This window comes from Streptomyces sp. WAC 06738 (genome assembly GCF_003945505.1).
In the GTDB taxonomy this organism is placed as follows: Bacteria; Actinomycetota; Actinomycetes; order Streptomycetales; family Streptomycetaceae; genus Streptomyces.
Window position 1 is genome coordinate 1,375,124 of record NZ_CP029618.1, and the last position, 16,665, is coordinate 1,391,788.

14 protein-coding genes are annotated in these 16,665 nt (G+C 73.9%); 3 read left to right on the plus strand and 11 right to left on the minus strand.

Annotated elements, in window-relative coordinates:
* Window positions 1–13: 13 nt before the first annotated feature.
* Both DMB38_RS05715 and DMB38_RS05720 read left to right on the plus strand, forming a co-directional pair.
* Window positions 14–970, plus strand: a complete 957-nt coding sequence (locus DMB38_RS05715; RefSeq protein WP_125934221.1) for a DMT family transporter — start codon at window positions 14–16, stop codon at window positions 968–970.
* A gap of 16 nt (window positions 971–986) precedes the next feature.
* Window positions 987–2,357 carry a TerD family protein gene (locus DMB38_RS05720; protein WP_164715930.1) on the plus strand — a complete coding sequence of 457 codons (1,371 nt, stop codon included), beginning with the start codon at window positions 987–989 and terminating at the stop codon, window positions 2,355–2,357.
* A gap of 69 nt (window positions 2,358–2,426) precedes the next feature.
* Here the strand turns inward: DMB38_RS05720 and DMB38_RS05725 are convergent, their stop codons facing one another.
* The 3 genes from DMB38_RS05725 to DMB38_RS05735 form a co-directional block, all read right to left on the minus strand.
* Window positions 2,427–3,473: a DUF1080 domain-containing protein gene (locus DMB38_RS05725; protein WP_125934222.1), complete on the minus strand. Its 1,047-nt coding sequence runs from the start codon at window positions 3,471–3,473 to the stop codon at window positions 2,427–2,429.
* Window positions 3,474–3,747: 274 nt separating this feature from the next.
* Window positions 3,748–6,117 (minus strand): PQQ-dependent sugar dehydrogenase, encoded by a 2,370-nt coding sequence (locus DMB38_RS05730; protein WP_125938833.1) that lies wholly within the window; start codon window positions 6,115–6,117, stop codon window positions 3,748–3,750.
* A gap of 356 nt (window positions 6,118–6,473) precedes the next feature.
* Window positions 6,474–7,955, minus strand: coding sequence for a hypothetical protein (locus DMB38_RS05735; protein WP_125934223.1), 1,482 nt, complete (start codon window positions 7,953–7,955; stop codon window positions 6,474–6,476).
* Between the two features lie 204 nt (window positions 7,956–8,159).
* Here DMB38_RS05735 and DMB38_RS05740 point away from each other — a divergent pair, with 204 nt between their 5' ends.
* Window positions 8,160–9,992 (plus strand): endonuclease/exonuclease/phosphatase family protein, encoded by a 1,833-nt coding sequence (locus DMB38_RS05740; RefSeq protein WP_125934224.1) that lies wholly within the window; start codon window positions 8,160–8,162, stop codon window positions 9,990–9,992.
* Here the strand turns inward: DMB38_RS05740 and DMB38_RS05745 are convergent.
* From DMB38_RS05745 to sufC, 8 genes are all read right to left on the minus strand, one after another.
* The gene (locus DMB38_RS05745) at window positions 9,982–10,773 is read right to left on the minus strand and encodes an EI24 domain-containing protein (protein WP_125934225.1); all 792 of its coding nucleotides are present in this window, start codon (window positions 10,771–10,773) and stop codon (window positions 9,982–9,984) included. The two genes, DMB38_RS05740 and DMB38_RS05745, sit on opposite strands and share 11 nt — an antisense overlap.
* Window positions 10,774–10,865: 92 nt before the next feature.
* A complete protein-coding gene (gene dapD / locus DMB38_RS05750) occupies window positions 10,866–11,861 on the minus strand; it encodes a 2,3,4,5-tetrahydropyridine-2,6-dicarboxylate N-succinyltransferase (protein ID WP_125934226.1) in 996 nt (331 codons plus the stop codon).
* A gap of 186 nt (window positions 11,862–12,047) precedes the next feature.
* Window positions 12,048–13,040, minus strand: a complete 993-nt coding sequence (locus DMB38_RS05755) for a CU044_5270 family protein (protein ID WP_240661997.1) — start codon at window positions 13,038–13,040, stop codon at window positions 12,048–12,050.
* On the minus strand, window positions 13,033–13,596 hold the full coding sequence (locus tag DMB38_RS05760) for a sigma-70 family RNA polymerase sigma factor (protein ID WP_164716184.1): 564 nt from the start codon (window positions 13,594–13,596) through the stop codon (window positions 13,033–13,035). The genes DMB38_RS05755 and DMB38_RS05760 overlap by 8 nt, the downstream gene beginning before the upstream one ends.
* Window positions 13,597–13,805: 209 nt before the next feature.
* On the minus strand, window positions 13,806–14,180 hold the full coding sequence (locus DMB38_RS05765; protein WP_240661998.1) for a metal-sulfur cluster assembly factor: 375 nt from the start codon (window positions 14,178–14,180) through the stop codon (window positions 13,806–13,808).
* Window positions 14,177–14,629 carry a Fe-S cluster assembly sulfur transfer protein SufU gene (sufU, locus tag DMB38_RS05770; RefSeq protein ID WP_047015107.1) on the minus strand — a complete coding sequence of 151 codons (453 nt, stop codon included), beginning with the start codon at window positions 14,627–14,629 and terminating at the stop codon, window positions 14,177–14,179. Before sufU ends, DMB38_RS05765 begins: the two co-directional genes overlap by 4 nt.
* A 16-nt stretch (window positions 14,630–14,645) precedes the next feature.
* The gene (locus DMB38_RS05775; protein ID WP_125934228.1) at window positions 14,646–15,902 is read right to left on the minus strand and encodes a cysteine desulfurase; all 1,257 of its coding nucleotides are present in this window, start codon (window positions 15,900–15,902) and stop codon (window positions 14,646–14,648) included.
* Complete coding sequence (gene sufC, locus DMB38_RS05780) at window positions 15,899–16,663, minus strand: Fe-S cluster assembly ATPase SufC (RefSeq protein ID WP_101425178.1); 765 nt, start codon at window positions 16,661–16,663, stop codon at window positions 15,899–15,901. The genes DMB38_RS05775 and sufC overlap by 4 nt, the downstream gene beginning before the upstream one ends.
* Window positions 16,664–16,665 lie beyond the last annotated feature (2 nt).

Sequence of the window (16,665 nt, forward strand, 5' to 3'; positions counted from 1 at the left end):
CCAGGAGGTCATCATGGGTGTCACGGCCGTCTCCGCCGGTCTCGTCGCCTTCTGGAGCTCCGGCTTCATAGGCGCCGAGCTGGGCACCCGCGAGGCCGCGGCCGACACCCTGCTGATGTGGCGCTTCCTCGCCGCCGCGGCGCTCTTCGCCGGCGGCTGGCTGCTGCTGCGCCGCCGCCGGCTCCCGCGCCGGGCGCTGGGCGAGCAGGCCGTGATCGGCGCCCTGTCGCAGGGCGGCTACCTGGGCGCCATCGTCTGGGCCGTGGGCCTGGGCGTCCCCGCCGGCAGCGCGGCGCTGATCGCCGCGCTCCAGCCGCTGGCCGCGGGCGCGCTCGCGGGGCCGCTGCTCGGCGAGAGGGTGAGCCGGCGGCAGTGGGCCGGGCTGGCGGTGGGGCTCGCGGGGGTGGCGCTCGTCGTACGGGACGACCTCGGCGGCGCCGGCGCGGCACCGCCGTGGGCGTACGCGCTGCCCTTCGCCGGCATGGCCGCGCTGCTCGGCGCCAGCTTCCTGGAGCGCCGGGCCCGCTCGCCGCTGCCGCCCGCGGACGCGGTGCCCGTGCACGTGCTGGTGAGCGCCGCGCTCTTCAGCGCCGTCGCCCTGGCCGGCGGCCGGGGCGCGCCGCCCGCGGGCGGCGGCTTCTGGCTGGCGGTGGCGTGGGTGGTGGTGCTCTCCACGGCCGGGGGCTACGGCTTCTACTGGCTGAGCCTGCGCCGCAGCGGGGTCACCGTGACCAGTGCGCTGATGTACCTGACGCCGCCGGTCACGGCGCTGTGGGCGTACGCGATGTTCGGCGAGGCGCCCGGCTCCGTGGCGGTGGCCGGGATGGGCGTCGCGGCGGCGGGCGTGGCGGCGGCGACCCTGGGCACGGGGGCCGCGCCGAGTCCGGCCGGCGACCAGGGGCGTCACGGTTCGGCCGAGGTCCCCGTCCGGCCGACACGGGCGGAACCGCGGACCGGGGCCGTTCGTTAGCCGGTGCATGACTGCGATGACCCCTGGCTCGAACCTACCGCTCAGCGCCGCCCGGGTGGCCGTGGACGTCACCGCGCCGGTGCGGCTCGACGTCTCGGGCCTCCTGCTCACCGCCGCCGGCAAGGTGCGCTCCGACGACGACTTCGTCTTCTACAACCAGCCCTCGGGCCCGGGGGTGACGCACCAGTCGGGCACCGCCGACACCATCACGGTGGACACCGCGGGCGTGCCCGCGGACATCGAGAAGGTCGTGGTCACCGCCAGCCTGGACAGCGGGACGTTCTCGGGGACCGAGCCGACGGCGACGGTGCGGGACGCCGCGAGCGGCGCGGTCATCGCCACGTTCACGCCGCCGCAGTTGTCGAGCGAGACGGCCCTCGTCGTGGTGGAGGTCTACCGGCGCAACGGCGCGTGGAAGGTCCGCGCCGTGGGCCAGGGCTACTCGAACGGGCTCGCCGGCATCGCCACCGACTTCGGCGTCAGCGTCGACGAGCCGGCGCCCGCGCCCGCCCAGGCCGCGCCCGCCGCCGCACCCCCGCCGCCCGCCCCGGCCGCGCCGCAGGCGCCGGCGGCCCCGCAGGCTCCCGCCGCACCGCAGCCGCCCGCCGCGCCCATGCCGCCGGCCGCGCCGATGCCCGGCTCCATGCCCCCGCCGCCCCCGGGCCAGTGGGGCGCCCCCGCGGCCCCGCCGCCCGCTCCCCCGGCGCCCGGCGCCCCGCCCGCCCCCGGCGGCTTCGGCCCGCCCCCGGCCGCCCCGCAGCAGCCCGCGCCGCCGCCGGCCGCCGGGCAGCCCGGGAAGGTCAACCTCGACAAGGGCCGCGTCAACCTCCAGAAGAACCAGACGGTCTCGCTGGTCAAGGGCGGCCAGCCGCTGCTGACCACGGTGAAGATGGGCCTGGGCTGGGAGCCCGCCTACGGCGGCGGACGCCGCCGCGCCAAGTCCATCGACCTGGACGCCTCCGTCATCGCGTACGGCCCCCAGCGCAACAAGATCGACAACTGCTTCTTCGGCAAGCTCCAGATCCTCAACGGCGCCATCCAGCACTCCGGTGACAACCTCACCGGCGAGGGCGCGGGCGACGACGAGGTCATCACCGTCCACCTCGGCGGTCTGCCGCCGGAGGTCACGGGCCTGGTCTTCACGGTCAACTCCTTCTCCGGCCAGAAGTTCACCGACGTCGCCAAGGCGTACTGCCGCCTGCTCGACGGCCAGACGGGCGAGGAACTGGTCCGCTTCGACCTCACCTCGTCCGAGCCTCGAACGGGCGTTCTCATGGCGAAGTTCATCAAGCAGTTCAGCGGCGAGTGGGAGATGACCGCCCTCGGCGAGTTCGTCGACTCGCGCACCGTGAAGGGCATGGTCAAGCCCGCCGCGGCGGCGCTGTAGCCCCGTACGCGCACAGGCGGCGGGGCCCGGTCGCGGACCGGGCCCCGCCGCATTCGTGTGCGTCTCCGGCTACGCCAGGTCGCGCACCCGGATGTTGCGGAACTCCACGACCGACTGCGTGTCGTGGTTCTGCAGGCCGACGTAGCCCTCGGCGAACTGCCGGCCGCTGGTGCCCGGGTCGTCCGGGCGGCCCGGGAAGGGCAGGCCGGGCTTGTTCTCGAACTCGTTGATGACCTCGCCGTTGCGGATCACCGTGTACTGCTGCCCGACCACCCGGATCTCCAGGTCGTTCCAGACGCCCTTTTCGGTGGGCTTCGCCGCGGCGAGGTCGAGGTCGGCGAAGCCGTAGACCGAGCCGGTCTTGCGCGGGTCGTTGCCGGAGGTCTCGGCCGAGTCGTTGATCTGGATCTCGTGCCCGCAGTTGACGGAGACCCACGCCGGGTCGTTCGTCCGGCACTCCGGGTTCGCCGCCGGGTCCACGCCCGGGAAGCGGACGAAGACGCCGCTGTTGGAACGGCCGCTGTCCGCCCGCTCGTCGCGGAACTGCAGCCGCAGCGAGAAGTCGCCGAACTTCTCCTTCTCGTACCAGAGCAGCCCGAGCCCGCCGGTGGGCGGGGTCGGGCCCGTGACCAACGAGCCGTCGTCGTTCAGCTCGAAGCCGCGCCCGCCGACGTAACCCCAGTCGTCGAAGGACTCCTTGCTGCCGTCGAAGATGACGTCGTACGGCGCGGGCCCGTGCTTGCCGCCGATGCCGGACTGCGCCGCGGTCACGAGCAGCCGCACGTACTCCGCCGGGCCGATCACGTCGGCGCGCAGCAGGGAGCCCGACACCTTCCGGGTGTGCTCCACGAACGCGCCCCGGCTCTCCCAGGCGCGCTCGTCGTCGATGAGGTCGTTGATCGTGCAGCCGCCCCCGGCGGCGCGGTTGGGCACGCCGCTGTCGTCGTCCAGGAAGCGGACGGTCGAGCGGGCGTCGGGGGCCGCGCAGGTGGTGTCGCCCGCGGCGGCGCCGGCTGGGGACTCCCCGGCCGCGGTCGCGGTCGGGGCGAGCAGTCCTGCGGCGAGGGTGGCGGCGGCCAGGGCGGTGCCGGCGAGCGGGAGGCTCGTACGACGCATGGTGTGGCTCCTCGGGTGGTGTCGATGGGCATACGGGTCAAGGGGCCGTGGGGGGATGCGGTGCTACGGCGCGGAAGGTGCCCGGAGCCGGCCGGTGCGGATCCGGCTCCGGGCCCGCCGCGCGCCGCCTGTGCGGCACGCGACTGCCGGTCGCGGCCCGCCGGGCGCGGGGTGACCCGCGCCCGCCGGGACCGTACGTGCGGCCTTCCCCGCCGCCGCTGCCCGCCGGCGCTCCCCTCGGGGCGCCGGCGGCGGTGCGTGGCGGCGTGCGGCGTCAGCCGCTGCCGAGGTGGAAGCTGTCCAGCCTGAACTCCCCTCCGGTGAACACCAGATAGAGCGACGTCGTCCCGGCGGGCGGGTCCTTCACGTCGGCGCCCGCCTCGTGCCAGCCGCTCTCGCCGCCCACCGGGGCGGTGGCGAGCACGGGCCCGTCGGGCGCGCCCGCGCGCAGCTCCACGGCCCCGTCGGCGCTGCCCGCGGCGTCGACGCGGGCGGACAGGTGGGTGATGCCGTCGAGCACGTACGGCTCGAAGGCGATCCACTCGCCGCCCCCGCCGGTGACGGCCCGGCCGCCCTCGGCGCCGCTCGCGGCGCCGGCCGTGGCGCCCTCCGCGGTGTCGAAGTGCTCGGCCTGGCGGTGCGCGGGCTGGAGCTTGTGCTCGGCGCTGGAGTTCAGCGCGGGCACGCCCGCGGTGGCGCCGCCGCCGTCGGTGTAGCGGGCGCGGATGAGGCCGAAGAGGTTGGCGTTGTCGTCGTGCCGGTCCTCCTCGAAGGTCTCGATGGTGCCGGTGCAGCCCTCCTCGAAGGTCATCGGGTGGCCGTGGGTGTCGTGGCCGAGCGCGTAGTCGACGCGCACCCGGGAGCAGTCGATCTCGCCGTCCTCGGCGTCGGTGACGGCCACCTCGAACGGGATGTCGTCGCCGTACTCGAAGACCGTGCCGTCGGCGGGCAGCTTCAGCTCGACCTCGGGCGGGGTGTTGCCGACCACGACGCGGACGGCGGAGGTGCCGGTGTTGCCGTCGGGGTCGGTGACGGTGAGGACGGCGGAGTACTGGCCGTCCCTGCCGTAGGTGTGCTGCGGGTTCCGCTTGTCGGAGGTCTTGCCGTCACCGAAGTCCCAGCGGTAGCGGAGCTCTTCGCTGTCCCGGTCGGCGGTGCCGGCCGAGGAGAACGCGACCTTCAGCGGGGCGTGCCCGGTGGTCGCGCCGGAGGAGGCGACGGGCTCGGGGGCGAAGCCCTGGGCGGCGTTCTGGATCCGGTACAGGGCGGAGTTCTGGTCGCCGTTGAAGAAGCCGGTGCCGTAGTCGAGGAAGTACAGCGCGCCGTCCGGCCCGAACTCCATGTCCATGATCTTGCTGCCGGAGGAGAAGTCCTCGATGGCGCCGACGCCGCCGTCCGCGCCCACGCCGATGGTCTTGATCCACTCACGGCCGTGCTCGCCGGCGAAGAACAGCTCGTCGTAGCGCTCGGGGAGCTGGAGCCGGGAGCCGAGGTCCGGGTCGTGGCGGAAGACCGGGCCGGCCATCGGGGACTCCGAGCCGCTGCCGAACTCCGGGACGGAGTTGCCGTCGTAGGCGATCCAGGCGGACTGGGCCGGCGGCAGCTCGGTGAGGCCGGTGTTGCGCGGCGACTCGTTGCGGGGCGCGGCGCAGTCGAACGCCTCGCCGGACGCGCCGGTGGCGAAGTCGTAGTCGATGTAGGCGTCGTTGGCGCCGTGGCAGTACGGCCAGCCGAAGTTGCCGGCCTCGGTGATCCGGTTGAACTCGACCTGGCCGCCGGGCCCGCGGGCCGGGTCGGCGGCGCCGGAGTCGGGGCCGTAGTCGCCGACGTAGACGGTGTCGGTCGCCTTGTCGACGCTCATCCGGAACGGGTTGCGGAAGCCCATGGCGTAGATCTCGGGCCTGGTCTTCTCGGTGCCGGGTGCGAAGAGGTTGCCGTCGGGGACGGTGTACGAGCCGTCGGCGGGGTCGACCTTGATGCGCAGGATCTTGCCGCGCAGGTCGTCGGTGTTGCCCGCGGAGCGCTGCCCGTCGAAGGACGGGTTGCGGGTCTCGCGCTCGTCGATCGGCGTGTAGCCGTCGGAGGAGAAGGGGTCGGTGTCGTCGCCGGTGGACAGCAGCAGGTTGCCCTCGCTGTCGAAGGCGATGTCGCCGCCGTTGTGGCAGCACCGGCCGCGGTCGGTGCCGACTTCCAGCACGGTCTGCTCGCTGCCCAGGTCGAGCGTGCCGTCCTGGTTGAGGGTGAAGCGCGAGAGGCGGTTGACGCCCTCGTACGCCTCGAACTCGGCGGGAGTGCCGTCGCTGGGCGCGATGCCGTGCGGGGTGTCCATCACAGGCGCGTAGTAGAGGTAGACGGCGCGGTTGGTCTCGAAGTCCGGGTCCACGCCGACGCCCTGGAGGCCGTCCTCGTCGTGCGGGTAGACGGGGAGCTGGGCGGCGACGCGGGTGCCGCCCGCGGCGCCGGTGTGCCAGAGGGTGCCGTCGCGCGAGGTGTGCAGCACGGCGCCGTCGGGGAGCACGGCGAGCGCCATCGGCTCGCCGACCTGGTCTACGCCCTTGGCGAGGGTGACCTGTTGGAGGTCCGGTGCGGCGGGGCCGTCCTGGGCCGCCGCCGGCGGCTCGTGCGCGGCACCGGTGGCGGCCATGCCGGGGGCGAGGCCGCTGCCGAGGAGCAGGGCGCCCGCGAAGGCCGCCAGGGCGGTGCGGAGTCTGGGTCGGGTCTTGTGCACGTTGCGTCCTCCCGTGGGTGACGGGTACGGGGCATCGTTCGCGACATACCTGACATGTGTGGCGTGACTGGTGTGCGGACATGTGACTGGTGTGCGGACAGGCGCGCGCCGCCGTCAGGACCGTAACCGCTTTCGTCCCTGCCGAAAAGGGCTTTGGCAGGAACCGGAGCCAACTTCATCCCGGGCTAGGACAAAGCCCAGTTGGGAGCACACGAGAGCGCCCGGCCGCGTACGGGCCGGGCGCTCTCGGATACGTGCCGGGCGGCGCGGTGCTACGCCGTGGTCCGGGAACGGGCCTTGAAGGCCGCCTTGCGGGCGTCCTTGGCGACCTGGCGGTCCGGGTGCAGCCGGCCCATCGCCTCCAGCACCTCGGGGGTGGCCGGGTGGTCCACGCGCCAGGCGGCGGCGAAGAAGCCGCGGTGCATGCCCACCAGGTGCTCCACCAGCTCGCGCAGCTCGGGGGTGTCGTCCCGCAACCCGCCCAACTGGGCGGCGACCGTGTCGACGGCGAGCCAGAAGACCATGTCCTCCGAGGGCTGCGGCACGCCGGGGACGCCACGCTCGGTGAGCCAGACCCGCGCCAGACCGCCGAGTTCGCGGTCGTGGAGCACGTCGCGTACCGCCGGCTCGGCCTCGCCGCCCGCGACGGCCAGCGCCTGCTGGCAGGCCAGCCGGCGGGCCGGGGCGCGCTCGTCGGTGCCGCGGGCGGCGTCGAGGAGCTCGGCGGCCGCCTCGGCGGGCTTGCGGTCCTCCAGCCAGGCTTCGGCCTCCGTCTGGGCGACCGCGTCGGGCAGCCGGGGCAGGGCGTCCAGGAGGACGTAGGCGTCCTCGCTCGCCAGCTCGCCCACGAGCGGGGCGACCAGGCCCTCGGCGAGCATCCGCCGGCGCAGCGCGTACAGCCCGAGGGGGGTGAGGCGCACGACGCCGTAGCGGGACACGTCCTCGTCCTCGGCGCCGTCCCCGGACTCGTCCGCCGCGGGTGCGGTGCCGGCGGCCTCGAGGAGGATCTCCTCGGCCACCGGGCGGTACGCCACGACGCCGACGGGCTCCAGCATCCGGAACTGCTCGTCGAGCCGGAGCACCGCCTCGGAGACCTCCGCGAGCACCTCCTCGGTCGGCTCGTCCATGTCGTCGGGGACGACGAGCGAGGCGGCCAGCGCCGGCAGCGGGACGGCACCGTCGGCGCCGGGGCCCTCCATGGCGGTGAGCAGGTAGAGGTTGCCGAGCGCGCCGTCGAGGAAGTCCGCGTCGGCCTCCGGATCCCAGTCGAGCCGGTCCAGGTCCAGCTCCTCGCCCGCGGTGATCTGCTCCACCAGCGCGCTCATGTCCGGCAGCGCGGCGTCGGACAGCACGCACTCGCAGGCGGCGGCCCACAGCTCCAGTACGTCGGCGGGCGCGCCGCCGGTGACCAGCCGCAGGTCGGCGCTCGGGGCCGCGGTGCCCAGCTCCTCGTCGCCCTCCTCGGGCGCCGTGACGTCGACGAGGCCGACGTCCACGGCGATCCGCCACGCCTCGCCGGCGACCGCCCGCGCCTCGCCCTCCTCGTCCGCGCTCTCCTCCAGGCCCAGCTCCGCCGCGGCCTCGCGCACCTCGGCGTCGGGCAGCTCGCCGCTGGCGCCGACCCGCAGCCCGGGACCGGCCCAGCGGGCCAGCCGGACGGCCCGCGCGAAGAGCGGCGAAGCCAGCGCCTCCCGGGCCAGCTCCGCCTCGGCGGGCAGCCGGACGGGCGGCAGGACGGTGCGGTCTGCGGTCATCGACAACTCCGAAGACTGGGGATCAATCGGACGCTGCCCAAGGGTAGCCCCCGCGGGGCGGCGCGGCCGACGACGCCGTTCCGGCGGGCCGCACGGCCGGTGTTCACTTCACGTTCCTTGACAACGCCCGTGCGGGCACACGAGATTGACGCGCGTAGACGCAGGTCCCTTCTCCCCCGTCCTGTCCCTGTCCCGGAGGACACCATGCCACGCGCCCATCCCGTCCCCTACGCCGTCGCCGCCGCACTCGCCGCCGCCCTGCTCACCGCCCCCGCCGCGGGGGCCGCGGGCGCCGGAGCGGCCGACGGGCAGATACGCATCCGCGACATCCAGGGCGACACCCGGATATCCCCGCTCGCCGGCGAGCAGGTCACCGGCGTGCCCGGCGTCGTCACCGCCGTCCGCGCCTTCGGCTCCGCCCGCGGCTTCTGGGTCCAGGACCCGGAGCCCGACGCCGACGCCGCCACCAGCGAGGCCGTCTTCGTCTTCACCGGCTCCACCACCCCCGGCGTCGCGCCCGGAGACGCGGTCGAGGTCTCCGGCTCGGTCACCGAGTACTACCCCGGCGGCAAGAACGCCGGGCTGCAGTCCGTCACCGAGCTGACCGGCGCCACCTGGACCGTCCTCTCCTCCGGCAACCCGCTGCCCGGCGCCTTCGTGCTGCGCGACGCCACCGTCCCCGCCCGGTTCGCGCCCGACGCGGGCGGCGGCAGCATCGAGGACCTGCGGCTGCGCCCCGGCTCGTACGCGCTCGACCGCTACGAGTCGCTGGAGGGCATGCGGGTCGCGGTGCGCGACGCCCGGGTCGTCGGGCCCACCACCGAGTTCAACGAGCTGTGGGTGACCGCGGAGCCCGCGCACAACCGCACCGCCCGCGGCGGCACGCTCTACGCCGGCTACCGCGACCCCAACGGCGGCCGGCTCAAGGTCGCCTCGCTCATCCCGTTCGCCCAGCGCCCCTTCCCGGTCCTGGACGTCGGCGACCGCCTCGACGGCACCACGGCGGGCCCGCTGGACTACGACCAGTTCGGCGGCTACGAGCTGCAGGCCACGGCCCTCGGCGACGAGCGGCAGACCGGTCCTGACCCCGAGTCCACCCGCCCGCAGCGCGACGCCGAGCTGGCGGTGGCCACGTACAACGTGGAGAACCTCTCCGCCCGCGACGGCGCCGCGAAGTTCGACCGGCTGGCCCGCGCCCTCGTGGACGGCCTCGCCTCCCCCGACATCGTCGCCCTCCAGGAGGTGCAGGACGACAACGGCGCCACGAACGACGCCGTGACGAGCGCCGACGCCACCCTGCGCAAGCTGACGGACGCGATCGCCGCCGCGGGCGGGCCCGCGTACGAGTGGCGCCAGATCGACCCCGCGGACGACGCCGACGGCGGCCAGCCGGGCGGCAACATCCGCGTCGCGTTCCTCTACGACCCCGAGCGGGTCTCCTTCACCGACCGCCCCGGCGGGGACGCGACGACGCCCGTGCGGGTCACCGACGACGGCGGCACCCCGGCGCTGTCCGCCTCACCCGGCCGTATCGCCCCGGGCGACGCGGCCTGGAACGACAGCCGCAAGCCGCTCGCCGGCGAGTTCACCTTCCGCGGGCGCACGGTCTTCGTCGTCGCCAACCACTTCAACTCCAAGGGCGGCGACCAGGGCCTCGACAGCCGCTTCCAGCCGCCGGCGCGCGGCTCGGAGGAACAGCGGATCGCGCAGGCCGGGCTGGTCAACGATTTCGTTCGGGACGTGCTCGCCGTGGACAGGAAGGCGGGCGTCGTCGTCGCCGGCGACATCAACGACTTCCCCTTCTCCCCCGCCGTGGCCCGGCTGACCGCGGACCATGCGCTCGTCGACCTGGTGAACGAACTGCCGCGCGACGAGCGCTACGGCTACGTCTTCAACGGCAACTCGCAGGTGCTGGACCACATCCTGGCCAGCCCGGCGCTCGCCGCCCGCGCTGATTACGACATCGTGCACCTGAACGCGGAGTACGCCGACCAGGCCAGCGACCACGACCCCTCGGTGGTCCGGCTCAGGCCCTGACGGGCGGCGGTCCGGGAGCCGGTGCCGGGCCGCGGTCCCGGACGTCGTCGCCGACCAGGTGGCGGGCGAGCAGCGTCGCGCCCGCCACCGCCCCCGGCATCACCACCACCGCGGCCAGCGGCACCAGGAAGAGCAGCACGATCGGCACGCCGAAGCCGAGCGCGAGCATCTTGCGCCGGCGCAGCAGCGCCAGCCGCCCGCGCACGTCTATCCCCCGGCGCTGCAGGGCGAACGACGTCAGCTCGACGGTGAGGAAGAAGCCGGCGACGGCGAAGCCGAGCGCGGGCACGACCGTCTGCCCGAGGAACGGGACGAAGCCGAGGAAGAACAGCGGCACGGTGAACATCAGCGCCCGCGAGAGCACATGGACGCTCTCCTTCAGCGACCGCCACAGCCCCGGCAGCAGCGGCTCGTCCGGGCCGGGCGGGCACACGCCCGCGTCCTCCTCGACGCGCCCCGACAGCGCCTCGTAGAACGGGTCGCCGATCAGCAGCGCGACGGCCGTGAACGTGAGCAGCGCGAAGCCGATGCCGCCGAGCAGCAGCAGCGCCATGAACAGCCCGCGCAGCAGGCCCTGCCAGGGCGAGTCCCAGCCGTCGGCGAAGGGCGTGGCCCACACGGCGATGTCGTCGGCCCAGTACGCGAGGGCGGCGAGGGCGGCGGCGTAGAGCACGAGCGCGATGAGCGCCGGGACGAGGCCGAGGGCCCACGACCGCCCGTGGCCCGCGACCCAGCGCAGCCCCTTGCCGACGTAGCCGAATCCGGTGGTGAAGTCACGCATGCCCGCAACCCTAGGGGGTCGCGGGCACGCGTGGCGGCCCGGCCGCGGGGCGCGTGGGAGCGGCTCCCGGACGGCGAACCGGGCGCCCGGCGTCAGTCGTTGGCGTGCAGCGCGGCGTTGAGCCCGCCCCACGAGCCCAGGCGCTGGCGGGCCTCGACCGCGCCGGTGGTGGAGTTGCGCAGGAAGAGCAGGTTGCTCGCGCCGGACAGCTCGCGGGCCTTGACCACGGTGCCGTCCGGCAGCCCGACCTTCGTACCCGCGGTGACGTAGAGACCGGCCTCGACGATGCAGTCGTCGCCGAGGGAAATGCCGATGCCCGACTGGGCGCCGAGCAGGCAGCGCTCGCCCAGGGAGATGACGTCCTTGCCGCCGCCGGAGAGCGTCCCCATGATCGACGCGCCGCCGCCGACGTCCGAGCCGTCGCCGACGACGACGCCCGCGGAGATCCGGCCCTCGACCATGGACGTGCCCAGCGTGCCGGCGTTGAAGTTGACGAACCCCTCGTGCATGACGGTGGTCCCGGCGGCGAGGTGCGCGCCGAGGCGGACGCGGTCGGCGTCGCCGATGCGCACGCCGGAGGGCAGCACGTAGTCGACCATGCGCGGGAACTTGTCGAGGTGGCTCACCTGGAGGTGCTGCCCGGCGGCGCGCACCGCGAGCCGCACCTCCTCGATCCGGTCGGCGGGCACGGGGCCGTGGGAGGTCCAGGCGACGTTCGCCAGCAGGCCGAAGACGCCGTCGAGGTTCTGCCCGTGCGGGCGGACCAGCCGGTGGCTGAGCAGGTGCAGCCGCAGGTACACGTCGTGGGCGTCGGCCGGCTTCTCCTGGAGCGAGGAGATCACCGTGCGCACCGCGACGACCTCCACCCCGCGCCGCGGGTCGGGGCCGAGCGCCGCCCGCGCGTGCTCCCCGAGCAGCTCGGCCGCGCGCTCGGCGGTCAGCCGCTCGGTGCCCGCCGGGCCGGGGTCGTCGGCGAGCGCGGGGGCGGGGAACCAGGTGTCGAGGACGGTGCCGTCGGGGGTGACGGTGGCCAGGCCGGTGGCCGCGGCGCCGGTGGGGAGGGTGGTGGAGGTCGCTGCGTCGGTCATACCCGAACGCTAACCGCCGCCCGGCGCGGGAGGCGAACCGGTCCGCATGGCGACACGACCCGGCGCTGCACGGCGGCGGGCGGGCGGCCCGGCACAGCCGGACCGCCCGCCGTCCCCGTGTCGCCCACGCGAGTCCGGTCCGCCGGGCGTGCCGTGCACCCCGCTCCGTACGCCGCCGGGCGGCCCTCAGGGCCGTACGCCGTCGCCGTCCACCAGCGCGGACCGGATGACCGCCGAGCCCATCACGACCTCACCCTTCTTCGCCTTCACCTTCAAGTCGCCCCCGCCGTCCGAGGCTTCGGTGGCGACCCAGCGCTCGCCCAGGTAGGCGTACGTCTGGGGATCGACCAGCAGTTCGTCGCGGAACCCTGCGTCGACGCCGGCGTCGCGGTAGAACGCCAGCGCCGGCCGGCCCGCCGCATCCGTGACGGTGCTGTCCGCCACGCGCAGCCCCGGGATCGTGGCCATCGCCTCGTAGACGCGGGACTGCCCGACGGGGTGCATCGGCGCCGAGGCCAGCAGCACGCGCAGCGACCCGAAGTTCCAGGCGGCCAGCTCCTTGTCGCTGCGCCCGGCGCCGGGATGGTCGCTGTCGGGCCGGCCGCCGTTCTCGGGGTAGAACCAGCGGGCCTTCTGCAGCACCTCGTCGGTCTCCTCGGGCAGTGCGGCAAGGTACTCGAAGCGCTCCCGCGGCGAGTGGTCGTCGCCCTCGTTCCAGTCCTCGAACTCGGGATCGGCGTACTTGTACCACTGCTCCCGCGAGACCGGAGAGCCAGCGCGCACGGCGCCTTCGTTCTCCGCGACCGTCTCCACGTACACCCAGTCCCCCGCCTCCGGCTCCGGCACCGGCTCGTCACGCACCGCGTCCGCGGCCCGCCGCAGCAGCTCCGGTGCGCTTTCGTGGACCGGCGTCTGCACCGCCACCTCCCCCTTCCCCCCCGCCGGGGAGACCCCCTCTCCGCCCGGGCCGCCGCCGAGGGACACCGTCAGCAGTGCCACTGCCGTGACGCCCGCGGCCACCGCGCCCGCCACCACGCGCCAGTCGCCCAGCACCGGCAGCCGCCGGCGCTTGCGCGCGCCGGCGGCGTCGAGCAGCCGGCGGCGGCCGGGGGCGAGCCGGGCGCGGTCGGGAGTCGGCGCGTCCTCGCGCCACTCGCGCAGCTTCGTCATCTCATCCATGGGTTGCCGCCTCGGGTGTGTCGTACGTGGAGTGGGGATCGGTCCCAAGGACCGCGCGCACTTTGCGCCGGGCCCGGCTCAGCCGGGAGCGCACGGTGCCGACGGGTATCTCCAGCGCCTCGGCGACCTCCGCGTAGCTGAGGTCGGCCCAGGCCACCAGCAGCAGCACGTGCCGGTCGCCGGCCGCGAGACCGGCGAGCGCGCCCGCGAGCGGCGCGTGCGCGGCCTGGGCGATGAGCCGGTCGTCGGCCTCGTCCACCCAGGAGTGCGCCACGGGGTCGACGCCGGTACGGGCCAGGGCGCGCAGCCCCCGTACCTCGGCACGGCGGTGCCGGCCGATGAGGTTGGCGGCGATGCCGTAGAGCCAGGGCCGGGCGCTGGCGCGGGCGGGGTCGAAGCGTCCGCGGGCGCGGAACGCGGCCAGGAAGGTGTCGGCGGTGATGTCGTCGGCCGCGCCGGCGCCGAGCCGGCGGGTCGCGTAGCGGTGTATCGCGGGGGCGTACCGGTCGTACAACTCGGCGAACGCCTCGGGCCGGTCCAGCGACTCCTCGATCACGGCGGCGTCTCCGTCGACAAGTGGCGAGACGTCGCCGGGGGGTTGCGCGGTCTTCTCCGCGAAGTCGTGCGGTGGGTCGGTCACTGGGCGGTTCCCCGATCGAAGAGGTGGTGGCGGAGCCCTGTCACCTCTTCTTGCCCGATGGGGCCGAACGCGTTCTCACGCGAAAAGCCCGCCCCGGGTGGACCGGGGCGGGCCTGGTGCGGACGTCAGACGTTGAAGCCGAGCGCGCGCAGTTGCTCGCGGCCCTCGTCGGTGATCTTGTCGGGACCCCACGGGGGCATCCAGACCCAGTTGATCTTCAGGTCGTTGACGATGCCCTCGGTGGCGGCCTTCGCCTGGTCCTCGATCACGTCGGTCAGCGGACAGGCCGCCGAGGTGAGCGTCATGTCCAGGGTGGCGATGTTGCCCTCGTCCACGTGGATGCCGTAGATGAGGCCGAGGTTGACGACGTCGATGCCCAGCTCGGGGTCGACGACGTCGTACAGCGCCTCGCGGATCTCGTCCTCCCCGGCCGGCGTGGTGCCGGCGGCGGAGGTGCCGGCGTCCGCCGTGCCCGTGTCCGTCGTGCTGGTGTCGGTCATGCTGCGGCCTCCTTCAGCGCCTGGGCCGTGGCGTCTTTCCACGCCATCCAGGACAGCAGGGCGCACTTCACGCGCGCCGGGTACTTCGAGACGCCGGCGAACGCGACCGCGTCCTCCAGCACCTCCTCCATGGCGTCGTCCGGCTCGATCCTCCCACGCGACTGCATCAGCTCCAGGAACCGCTCCTGGATCCGCTGCGCCTCGCCCAGCTCCTTGCCGACCAGCAGCTCGTTGAGCACGGAAGCGCTGGCCTGGCTGATGGAGCAGCCCTGGCCCTCGTACGAGACGTCCTCGATGGTCCGTCCGTCGAGCTTCACGCGCAGTGTGATCTCGTCGCCGCAGGTCGGGTTCACGTGGTGCACCTCGGCGTCGCCGTCCCGCAAGCCCCGCCCGTGCGGGTGCTTGTAGTGGTCCAGGATGACGTCCTGGTACATCGAATCGAGCTTCACGCTGTTCCCACGCCCTTCAGCCGAAGAAGTTCCGGACGTACTCCAGGCCGTCGATCAGCGCGTCGACCTCGCCCGGGGTGGAGTACAGATAGAACGACGCCCGCGTGGTCGCAGGAATTCCGTACCGCAGGCAGACCGGCCGCGCGCAGTGGTGGCCGACCCGGACCGCGATGCCCTGCTCGTCGAGCACCTGGCCGACGTCGTGGGGGTGGATGTCGCCGAGCGTGAAGGAGATCGCGGCGCCGCGGTCCTCGGCCGACGTCGGGCCGATGATCCGCAGGTCGGGGACCTCCTGGAGCCGCCCGAGCGCGTACTCGGTGATGGCGCGCTCGTGCGCCTCGATCTGTTCCATGCCGATGCCGCCGAGGTAGTCCACCGCGGCGCCGAGGCCGACGGCCTGGGCGATGGGCGGCGTGCCGGCCTCGAACTTGTGCGGCGCCGGGGCGTACGTCGAGGAGTGCATCGAGACGGTCTCGATCATCTCGCCGCCGCCGAGGAACGGCGGCAGGTCGTCCAGCAGCCCCTTGCGGCCCCAGAGCACCCCGATGCCGGTGGGCCCGGCCATCTTGTGCCCGGTGAAGGCGACGAAGTCGGCCTGGAGGGCCTGCACGTCCAGCGGCATGTGCGGCGCGGCCTGGGAGGCGTCGACGACGACCAGCGCGCCGACCTCCTGGGCGCGCCGGACGATGGCCTCGACGGGGTTGTGCGTGCCGAGGATGTTGGAGACCAGCACGAAGGAGACGACCTTCGTCTTCTCCGTGATGACCTCGTCCAGGTCGCTCAGGTCGAGGCGGCCGTCGTCGGTGAGGCCGAACCACTTCAGCTTCGCACCCGTGCGCTGCGCGAGCAGTTGCCACGGGACGATGTTGGAGTGGTGCTCCATCTCCGTGATGACGATCTCCGTGTCGCGGTCCACGCGGTACGGCTCGTCGGCGAAGCCGAGCATGTTGGCCACGAGGTTCAGCGACTCGGAGGCGTTCTTGGTGAAGACCACCTCGTCCCTGCTGGGCGCGTTGACGAAGGCGGCGACCTTGTCACGCGCGCCCTCGTACAGCGCCGTGGCCTCCTCGGCGAGGACGTGTACACCGCGGTGCACGTTGGCGTTGTGCCGCTCGTAGTACGCGTTCAACGCGTCGAGCACCTGGCGCGGCTTCTGCGAGGTCGCCGCGTTGTCCAGGTACACGAGCTTCTTCCCGTCGTGGACCGTGCGGTCCAGGATCGGGAAGTCCTTGCGGATCGCCTCGGTGTCGAGGAGGCCCGGCAGTGGGGTCACGCTGATGCGCCGCCCTTCACGTAGGCTGCGTAGCCCTCTTCCTCCAGCTTGTCCGCCAGCTCCGGGCCGCCGGACTCGGCGATCCGGCCGCCCGCGAAGACGTGCACGTGGTCGGGCTTGATGTAGCGCAGGATGCGGGTGTAGTGGGTGATCAGGAGGGTGCCGACCTCGCCGCTCTCGCGGATCCGGTTGACGCCCTCGGAGACGATGCGCAGCGCGTCGACGTCCAGGCCCGAGTCGGTCTCGTCGAGGATCGCGATCTTCGGCTTGAGGAGTTCGAGCTGGAGGATCTCGTGGCGCTTCTTCTCACCGCCGGAGAAGCCCTCGTTGACGTTGCGCTCGGCGAAGGCGGGGTCGATGTTCAGCCGCTCCATCGCCTCCTTGACCTCCTTGACCCAGGTGCGGAGCTTGGGTGCCTCGCCGCGGATGGCGGTGGCGGAGGTGCGCAGGAAGTTGGAGACGGTGACCCCGGGGACCTCGACCGGGTACTGCATGGCGAGGAAGAGGCCGGCGCGGGCGCGCTCGTCGACGCTCATCTCCAGCACGTCCTCGCCGTCGATGGTGACGGTCCCGGAGGTGATCTGGTACTTGGGGTGGCCGGCGACGGAGTACGCCAGGGTGGACTTGCCGGAGCCGTTGGGGCCCATGATGGCGTGAGTCTCGCCCTGCTTCACGGTCAGGTCGACGCCCTTGAGGATCTCCTTCGTGGCGTTGTCGGCCTCGACGGAGACGTGCAGGTCGCGGATTTCAAGCGTTGCCATGG

Coding starts and splice junctions, on each gene's coding strand:
- DMB38_RS05745 (WP_125934225.1), bottom strand. CDS start 10,773: ATGCGTGACTTCACCACCGGATTCGGCTACGTCGGCAAGGGGCTGCGC.
- sufC (WP_101425178.1), bottom strand. CDS start 16,663: ATGGCAACGCTTGAAATCCGCGACCTGCACGTCTCCGTCGAGGCCGAC.
- DMB38_RS05735 (WP_125934223.1), bottom strand. CDS start 7,955: ATGACCGCAGACCGCACCGTCCTGCCGCCCGTCCGGCTGCCCGCCGAG.
- DMB38_RS05740 (WP_125934224.1), top strand. CDS start 8,160: ATGCCACGCGCCCATCCCGTCCCCTACGCCGTCGCCGCCGCACTCGCC.
- dapD (WP_125934226.1), bottom strand. CDS start 11,861: ATGACCGACGCAGCGACCTCCACCACCCTCCCCACCGGCGCCGCGGCC.
- DMB38_RS05715 (WP_125934221.1), top strand. CDS start 14: ATGGGTGTCACGGCCGTCTCCGCCGGTCTCGTCGCCTTCTGGAGCTCC.
- DMB38_RS05720 (WP_164715930.1), top strand. CDS start 987: ATGACCCCTGGCTCGAACCTACCGCTCAGCGCCGCCCGGGTGGCCGTG.
- DMB38_RS05730 (WP_125938833.1), bottom strand. CDS start 6,117: ATGGCCGCCACCGGTGCCGCGCACGAGCCGCCGGCGGCGGCCCAGGAC.
- DMB38_RS05765 (WP_240661998.1), bottom strand. CDS start 14,180: ATGACCGACACCAGCACGACGGACACGGGCACGGCGGACGCCGGCACC.
- DMB38_RS05755 (WP_240661997.1), bottom strand. CDS start 13,040: ATGGATGAGATGACGAAGCTGCGCGAGTGGCGCGAGGACGCGCCGACT.
- DMB38_RS05725 (WP_125934222.1), bottom strand. CDS start 3,473: ATGCGTCGTACGAGCCTCCCGCTCGCCGGCACCGCCCTGGCCGCCGCC.